Here is an 8,412-nt window from a genome sequence, read left to right on the forward strand (position 1 = left end):
GTAGTGCGGACTAAAGTCCGCCACCGGAAAGCGGACTGAAGTCCGCACTACGAACAAAAACGGTTTGTAGTGCGGACTAAAGTCCGCCACCGGAAAGCGGACTGAAGTCCGCACTACGAACAAAAACGGTTTGTAGTGCGGACTAAAGTCCGCCACCGGAAAGCGGACTGAAGTCCGCACTACGAACAAAAATCGAAAATCGAATAATCTATCTAGATTGACAAGGCCAGGCTAGAACCCTGAGCAGTTTTGGTTACTTCAATCCTGGCTTGAAAAGCTTCTTTAAGGTGCGGCATATGGGTAACGGTGAGGATGCAGGCGAAGTCAGAGGCGATCGCATTAATGGCAGCAATTAGGCGATCGCACCCCTCCGCATCCTGAGTCCCAAACCCCTCATCAATAATCAACATTTGCAAAGCCGTACCCGCCCGCTGAGACAGCAATCTCGCCAGCGCCAGCCGAATCGCAAAGTTAATCCGAAAAGCTTCGCCACCCGAGTAAGTTTCATAGGGACGAGTACCGCGAGCATCAGCAATGAGAATGTCTAAAGTGTCAATCAATTTAGTAGCTTTTTTAGAAGCCGCCGCCCGCTGAGTAATAAATTGTACGTGCAACTGATTGGCGCTCAATCTCGACAATATCTGATTAGTTTCAGCTTCCAATTGAGGCAAAACATTTTCAATCATTAAAGCTTGAATCCCGTTCTTGCCAAAGGCTTGACCCAACTCTTGATAAACTTTGTATTGGCGTTTAGCAACCTGAATTTGCTCTTTTTGAGCGACAAGGTGAACTTGCAAAGCTTCCAGATTTTGCTGCTGTTGTTGGAGGCGTCCGAGATTTCCCAAATGTTGGTCTAGCTGCTGGCGGCGGCGGCTCATTTGTTGTTCGATCGCACTTATTTGAGTAGTCGGATCTGGATGTTCTTGCAACTGCTGGTTCATCGCGGCAGTTTGAGCGGTGACAGCTTGCAAATCGCGATCGCGCACGGCGATCGAATTGGCGATTTCATTAACCCGCTGCTGCACTTGCGGGAATTGCTGAGTTGCCGATCGCAATTTTTCAGCACGGGCGATCCAAAATTGCGTTTTACGCATTTCGCTACGGACGTGTTCGTGCTGTTCCAAGTTATAGCCAACTTCCGCGATATATCTATTTAAAGACAGAATTTGCTGCTGAATTTCCGAGCTATTTTTTTGCTGTTCAAACTGTTGCTGTACGGCGGCTAATTGAGCCTGCAAATCCGGGCGGCGGCTGTTAATTTTATTAAGTTTCTGCTGAGCGTCTTTGATTTGAGCTTGCTTAATTTCCGCCCAGCGCAAACGCTTTTCATCGCTGCGGGCGAGGGAGTGACTGCGATCGCTATAATTGAGCTGTTGCAGTTGCTGTTCAATTTGCTGAAGTTCCCTCAAATCATCAGATCCATACTCGCCAGTACGCAACAACCGCTCGATTTGGGCAGCATCTTGACGCATACTTTGCAGTCGAGTTTCATCTTGGCCCAGGCCATCCAATTGAGCTTGCAAATGGCTGCGGCGTTCCCGCAATTCTTGGTAAGGTGCTAATTCCTGTTCTAGTTCGCGGTATTCGTGTCTGAGGACTTGAATTTCGCGCTCGGAAACTGCTAACTGTTCGCGAACAACCCACAGTTGATTCCAGATTTCCTGCTGTTGGGAGTGGTGTTTGGTGACTACCAAATTCCAGTAGTGTTCGTCTAAAGGTCGATCGCACAAAGGACAATTTCCAAAATTTGCATCCCGCACAATCAAAGGCGAATTAACTTCCTGAGTTTCGGCAAACTCGGCAGCTTTACCTTCCCCCGCGCTGGTTTCTGCTTCATTTTTCCGCAACAGTTGCAGTTTTTGGTCAATTTCGGCGAGTCGGGTTTGATAGTCGCGGCTTTTAGCTTGCAGATTTTCTAGAAAGCTGTGCCTTTCTTGGCCTTTTTCGCGGACTCGTTCCTGATAAACTCGCTTGTTTTCCAACTGGACAATTTGATGGGCGATGGCCGAGATTTCCTGCTGCAATTGTGGCTGTCGATGCTTTTGCTGAACTTGCACCTGTCGGTTGATTTCGGCTAAGCGGGCGGTTAAACCGGCATGGGCGCGATCGAGCTTAGTTTGTGCCTGCTGCTGCTGTTGGAGTAGCGGCGAAACTTGCAGTTGGAGTTGTTCTAGTTCGTTAAGGCGCGATCGGGCTGCTTGCAACTGTGCGAGTCCTTTGTCAACCTCCGGCTGCTGCTTGAGAACATCTAAAACATCTTTTTCATCTTGTTCTAAGACATCTAATTGAGCTTGCAACTGCTGAATTTTGTTTTGCAAAAGGCTCAATTCTTGCCGTTGCTGTTCTTGCAAGTTTTGGCGCTGATTTTGCGCTTGTTGGTGAGCTTTGAATTTTCCAGCCTGCGTCTCTTCTGTGGCTTGTAAACTCTGAAAATAGGCAATTCCTGCTGTTATTTCATTTTCTTGGGCGAGCAGGGCTTGCAGCTCGTGTTGCTGCTGCTTGGCGGCTGCGAGTTCTTGCTGCAAGCGGCGGCATTCTTGAGAGATATTGTAGTGTTGTTGCTGGTGGCCGGCGAGGAGTTTTTGCCAAGTTTGGCGGTTGTGGTGCTGGAGTTGCAGTTGCTGCAAACTTGCTGTATCGGCTTGCTGCTGCTGTTGAAGCAAATCGGTTGCTTGCTGCAATTGAATTTGTTCGGATGCGATCGCTTGACTTTGTTGCAGTTGCTCTTGGGTTGTCTGCAAGCCGTGTTTGAGGACTTCGACTTTGGCTTTAAAATCTCTGGCTTTTTCCTTGGCTTGTTCGGATAAAGTGTCGTATCGATCGAGCTTGAGGAGGTTGGCTAAAACTTGCTTGCGCTCGATCGGCTTTTTGAGCATAAACTCATCAGCACGCCCCTGCCGCAAATAGGCCGAGTTAATAAAAGTATCGTAATCTAGCTTGATATGTTCGAGAATTTTCTGCTGAGTATTTCTCAGCCCCTTGTCAGTGAGAGTCCGAAAACTCAGTCCATCCTGAGTTGCAGCAGAATTCAAGCTAACTTGAAATTCCAAACTTCCCGATTGTCCGCGCCGGCGGTTGCGAATCACCCGGTAGATTTGGCCGCCCGTGGAGAAAGTGAAATCAACTCGGACATCAATTTCGCCGATATGGATGATATCGTCTTCTGTATCGCTGCGACAACTGCCCCACAGCGACCAGGCGATCGCCTCTAGGAGAGAAGATTTACCAGCACCGTTAGGCCCGCAAATGCAAGCAGTGTGCAAGCCGCGAAAGTCTAAAGCAGCTTCGCGATAGCTGAGAAAATTTTTGAGTGTAAGTTGTATCGGAATCATTTAGGCCATCGCGCCAGACAATCTATCTATAAATAACACTATTTGTGTGCTGTTGGCTAGTTATTCAATCCAGATCCAAAACAATTGTGAGTGCATCTGCAATTTCTTCCATAAATGTCTCCGAAAGGCTTCCGAGTTGTCGGACAAATCTTTGTTGGGAAACGGAACGGACTTGAAAAGTGTCGGCTGCTGAGACTTTAATCAAGCCATTTTCGCCGCTTGGTTCTAGTCGAACCATCCAATTTCTCTCTGCATATCGGTCTTTCCAGTCAGTGATGGGGACAATAACTTCAAGCAGTAAAATTCCCACCGTCTCATCGCTGACAATAACTGCGGGACGGGTTTTGCCGATTTCTGCGCCAACAGTAGGCTCAAGTGTAACCAGCCAGATTTCGCCTCTACGCATTAGTTTTTATCCCAGCGTTTAGGTATTCTTCCTCGGATTCAAAATATGGTTCGCTGTCTGGCGACCACAAATCATGTAAAGCACCTCCCGGCATATAATCCTTGACGGCTGCTTCTGCTGCGGCTCTGAGTCTGAGCTTTCTCTCAGCTTTGCGCTGGGCTTTTTGTTCTATTTCTTCACGCATCATCCGCGAAGCTGTTTCGATGATTTCTAGGCGTTCTTCTGCTGTCAGATTTTTGAGTGCTGCTAAGATTTCTGTTTTGGTCATGATTTTTTCGGGTGTTTGGTGAGAAACTACGATCTAAGCATCATTATATCTTTGAGGAAAATCCATCTCGGCGACCGCACTTCAATTTTCATCTCGTCCTGCGAATTTCCGTGTCCTCCGAATAGCTTTTTCTTGTAAGTGCGATCGACCTTGGGTGCATCTCATTGTGGCAAGGGCGAAGCATTTCGGCACATAATTTATGAGTGATAATCAGAGATTTACTGCCGAAATGCGAGAGCCCCTACGAGTATATTTTCAAAAATGAGATGCACCCTCGACTTTACGGATAGTTGTTGAGATTGGGTGCATCTGCGATCGAGCAAATATATCCGTAGGGGCGAAGCATGACCGCTATGAATATAAGATGATAACTAATAACTTATATGCGGTCATGCTTCGCCCTCTTCAAAAACCAGATGCACCCTTGAGATTTTCAAGTATGGATCGCAAATTAAATAATTTACACTCTTGAAAGTGGGATGGGCCCAAAGAACCCGTTCTTTCTGGACGGGCGGGACGCCCATCCCACAATCACCATTAATTTGTAAGTTATTTAACTCTCATTTCTTAAGTCTCCTCCAAATTGCCACGCCCTCCGAAGGTAAGGAAACGGTATTGTCATGTCCTCCAAATTGCCATATCCTTGGTTGCTTGAGATTTTTTACCATCAAAAAAGGTTGACTGTATTCCTACAGCCAACCCCGCACTTATTTAATTGTTCTGCGTTTGCTCAAACAGCAAAACTATCTGGCAATATTCGGGAACGTATAGCCAACACCTAGTAACAATCCCACGTCAGTTCCGTCGAGAAAACCAATATTCAGTCCTGCTGTGGCTGTAAAATTGCTCGACAGTGGCACATCTATACCTCCCGAAATCAGGAAGCCAAAATTACCGTCATCGCCGGTAGAAAATGCTACGCCAGCACCTAAATAAGGAGCAGCCGTAATCACAAAATCATCGCTGACTTCGACGGCCTCTTTAGATACAAAATCGTAGGTGACTGGAACTAGAACAGTTACATTGTCGCGGAACAAAACACTCGGTCTCACCGAGAAATTGTTCGTCAAACCAATTTTGCTAAGAATCGCAAAAGAAGTGTCGCCTAGGGCTGAATCTCCGCCAAAACCGATGTTACCGCCAATACCAATGTAGCTGGGCCCTGAACGGGTAGCTCTGCCCGGTCTGACGGTTGTACCGCCCGGTTGAGCCAATATCTGAGGTTTGTCTGAGGCTGTTGCCGGTTTCTGGGCAACTTTCGGTTGGTTCGTCAGGGCTGAGGCGGAAGTGCTGACAGGGTTGCTCAACACTTCTTGTGTTGTTTTGACTTCTTTTTCTTCCTTTGATGCTGTCAGTTCCGAATTAGGTCGATCGGCAATAATTGAGGTAGGTCGATCGATCTTTTCGGCAACAATCTGGGATTTTTGCGGAGTTTCAACGCTATTCTCAGCAATTTTAGCTGTTTCTGCGGATTTTTCGGTTTCAGCAGCAATGGATGTAGGTGTATTTTGCTCAGTTGCTGGGACAGCAACTTGTGATGTTGCTGCTGTGGATTCTGCTGGTGCTGTCGCAGATGCTTCCGAGTTGGCTGCCGGTGCGGAGGCTGCTGGCTCTGCTGCTGGTGTTAGTTCGATCGAACTGATAGAATCAATTTTTGTATTGCTAGCTGTTGTTTCCGCATCAGCTTTCACTGCTGAAGTTGCCGCAGGCTCAGAAATTTGGTCAATATTTTGAGCTGTCGCATTTGCGGTTGTAGCGATATCGGGCAAGTTGCCAGTTTCAGCTTTCGCTGACATGGTACTGCAACAAACTGCTAAAGCTGCAAGATTTATTAACGCAAAAGTAGACTTGGAAAATAGACTATTCATAAGACACTCCTCAATGAATGGTGTGTTAAAAGTGTAAGTGTTTGAGGGCTCTAGTTGAGACCTTTGCTGAAAAATGACACAAATATGAGTTGTGTTGTTCCTAGATTGCCACTTAACGCTTGAGGAGTCAACTCTCTCTGCTGATTAGATTCAAGAACCGAAGGCTAGTCGATCGACTAATTTTAATTTACAGTTCGAGCCGCTAAAAATCAATCCTAGGGGAGAGTTCACTCTTGATGGTGCTTATACCACTTTTGCTCGAAAAAAGCAACTGCAAACAACCTCGAAACCACGAGCTTCATCAGTCAGTCGATTTTAGATTTTAGATTTTAGATTTTAGATTTTTAGATTTACTTGCAGGATTGAATTTGGGAGCTGGAAGTCGATCGGGGGCGCAGAGCATTCTACAATGCTGTACGCGAGCTCGCTGCACCCGCCGCCACAGTGGAAAAATCCGCCTGCGTGAGGGCGCCCCGGCTCGAAACGAAGATAAAGCAAGGTTTGACAACTGTTTAGGGAACTCGGGGGTCTAAATTGGGGCAGTTGGGTGAGGGCGATGGCGTCCCGCCCCGCAAGCTACGGCTCCTGCACAGTTCCGGACAAGTCATGTAGAATATCATTGATCCTACAAACAGTCGTAGCTCGATCGTGTCAAAATTATTAAACATTATTAATGATTGTGGAAAATTCAATGTCTTAGTAAAGTTTAGACTTAGCTTTCGCTCAGTGTTATAAAACTTCATTAAGTTTCTAAGCAAGAGTAAGCAATGGTAGTATCATCTAGTCAGAAAGTCAACAAGTGAGAATTATTGCGAGCGTTAAAAAATGGAGAGTCTAAATGCAACTAGCAGAGAGGCATATCATTAAATCCACCGAACACCGTTTTATTGAAATAGATGTACTAGCCTTTAAATCCAAAAATTTGTATAATGCTGCTAACTATATTATCCGTCAGAGTTTTGTCTACGGATGGGGTTATATCAATTACAACGAAATGAACCGTTTGATGAAATCTCATCAAGCATAAAAAGAATTACCAGCCAAGGTAAGTCAACAAATATTAATGATATTAGACAAAAATTGGAAGTCTTTTTTGAAGCAGTCAAAGCTTACAAAAATAACCCCACTAGATTCAGCGGCCGCCCGAAATTACCAAAGTACAAAGATAAAGTCAAGGGTCGGAATATTCTAGTTTATACGATTCAAGCCATTAGTAGCAAGCAACTAAAGAAAGGAATTATCAAGCTGTCCGGTACTAATATTTTAATTAAAACCGGGGTCAAACCAGAGCAAATTTGTCAAATTAGATTAGTGCCAAAATGTGATTCCTGTGTAATTGAGGTAATTTACAATGCCTGTACCCAGCCGGAGTCCACCGTCGAAAACCAGAAAGAATTAGTAGCTAGTATAGATTTAGGATTGAATAACTTAGTCGCGCTAACTTCAAATCAGCCGGGATTTGTCCCATTACTGATTAACGGGCGACCACTGAAATCAATTAATCAATTCTACAACAAGCGCAAGGCACAACTGCAATCTCAATTAAAAGGAAACCGCCAAACTTCATCACGGATTCAACGCCTGACTCGTTGCCGCCATCAAAAAGTTGATAATTACTTGCACCACACGAGTCGGCAGATTATCAATCTGCTGGCATCACAAGAGATTATGACGCTAGTAATTGGTAAAAACTTACAAGGTCAAAACGAGATTAATATAGGCAAAAAAACAATCAAAACTTTGTCAGCATTCCTCATGCTCGGCTAATTGAAATGTTGAAATACAAAGCTGAATTGGTCGGAATAAAGGTAATAGAGCAAGAGGAATCCTAGTGCGATTCGTTGAAACGTGAATCACGGTAATCAGTCCGTACATAACGTTTCCAGCCACAAGGCTGAACTCTCGGTCTGATAAGGGTGCAAGTCCCTTCTGCCAGACTCAGGTATGACTCCCTATCTGCCCACACCGACCAAGCTCGATTCTTGGAGAGTGAAGCTCTTAACAGGACGCAACCAGACATCTAATGTGAGGTGACACTGGCGTTAATGGGGAGTTCCAACGGTGAAATAGAGCCTAGAAAAGTAACTTACCTCTGAGCGGGACACAGACCATTAATTCCGACTTCACTGGAGTTTATTCCCGCCGAATAATAGGATGATATCGGCAAGAGTCCAGGGAATCCAGTAGTTAAAGTGGCTCCACCTAAAGGAACAATCAATCTAACCTAGGGCAATACTTCGGACAGTTTTTAAGCCGCGAGAGTACCATAGGATAGGACTGATGGAAGGTTAGGGTGATTTAAAATTATAGCCTTTCTCAAAAAGATGAGGTATAACAGACAGTTTGCAAAACCAGTAAACTCAGAGGGCTCGCATCCCAACAACGTCCGCGAATCTTTCTGATAACCGCTATAAATTCCGGTCTAAATCTAACTTATCAATAAAGGTGTAAAGTATATGCCTATTGAATTCACGGCGTTTATAAGAGGTCATGGAAAACACGAATGTCTCGGGCGATGAATGACTATTATAAGCTTCA

General features: G+C 45.3%; 5 protein-coding genes and 1 pseudogene. 1 reads left to right on the top strand and 5 read right to left on the bottom strand.

What is annotated here, in order from left to right; all coding sequences use genetic code 11:
- From QZW82_RS31610 to QZW82_RS31630, 5 genes are all read right to left on the bottom strand, one after another.
- On the bottom strand, window positions 1-180 hold a 180-nt coding region (locus QZW82_RS31610; protein WP_293158180.1), incomplete at its 3' end, for a hypothetical protein.
- 32 nt (window positions 181-212) lie between these two features.
- On the bottom strand, window positions 213-3,332 hold the full coding sequence (locus QZW82_RS31615) for an AAA family ATPase (protein WP_293158183.1): 3,120 nt from the start codon (window positions 3,330-3,332) through the stop codon (window positions 213-215).
- Between the two features lie 64 nt (window positions 3,333-3,396).
- Complete coding sequence (locus QZW82_RS31620) at window positions 3,397-3,738, bottom strand: type II toxin-antitoxin system PemK/MazF family toxin (protein ID WP_293158186.1); 342 nt, start codon at window positions 3,736-3,738, stop codon at window positions 3,397-3,399.
- Window positions 3,731-4,006, bottom strand: a complete 276-nt coding sequence (locus QZW82_RS31625) for a hypothetical protein (RefSeq protein ID WP_293158189.1) — start codon at window positions 4,004-4,006, stop codon at window positions 3,731-3,733. Before QZW82_RS31625 ends, QZW82_RS31620 begins: the two co-directional genes overlap by 8 nt.
- 743 nt (window positions 4,007-4,749) lie before the next feature.
- Window positions 4,750-5,874 (bottom strand): hypothetical protein, encoded by a 1,125-nt coding sequence (locus QZW82_RS31630; protein WP_293158192.1) that lies wholly within the window; start codon window positions 5,872-5,874, stop codon window positions 4,750-4,752.
- 838 nt (window positions 5,875-6,712) lie between these two features.
- Here QZW82_RS31630 and QZW82_RS31635 point away from each other — a divergent pair.
- Window positions 6,713-7,703: pseudogene (locus QZW82_RS31635) on the top strand (transposase); the annotation flags it as partial.
- Window positions 7,704-8,412: the final 709 nt, after the last annotated feature.

Source organism: Microcoleus sp. bin48.metabat.b7b8b9.023, from assembly GCF_013299185.1.
Lineage (GTDB): Bacteria > Cyanobacteriota > Cyanobacteriia > Cyanobacteriales > Microcoleaceae > Microcoleus.

Bases quoted from the DNA above. Each gene is read 5' to 3' on its own strand.
- QZW82_RS31615 (WP_293158183.1), bottom strand. From the start codon at position 3,332: ATGATTCCGATACAACTTACACTCAAAAATTTTCTCAGCTATCGCGAA.
- QZW82_RS31620 (WP_293158186.1), bottom strand. From the start codon at position 3,738: ATGCGTAGAGGCGAAATCTGGCTGGTTACACTTGAGCCTACTGTTGGC.
- QZW82_RS31625 (WP_293158189.1), bottom strand. From the start codon at position 4,006: ATGACCAAAACAGAAATCTTAGCAGCACTCAAAAATCTGACAGCAGAA.
- QZW82_RS31630 (WP_293158192.1), bottom strand. From the start codon at position 5,874: ATGAATAGTCTATTTTCCAAGTCTACTTTTGCGTTAATAAATCTTGCA.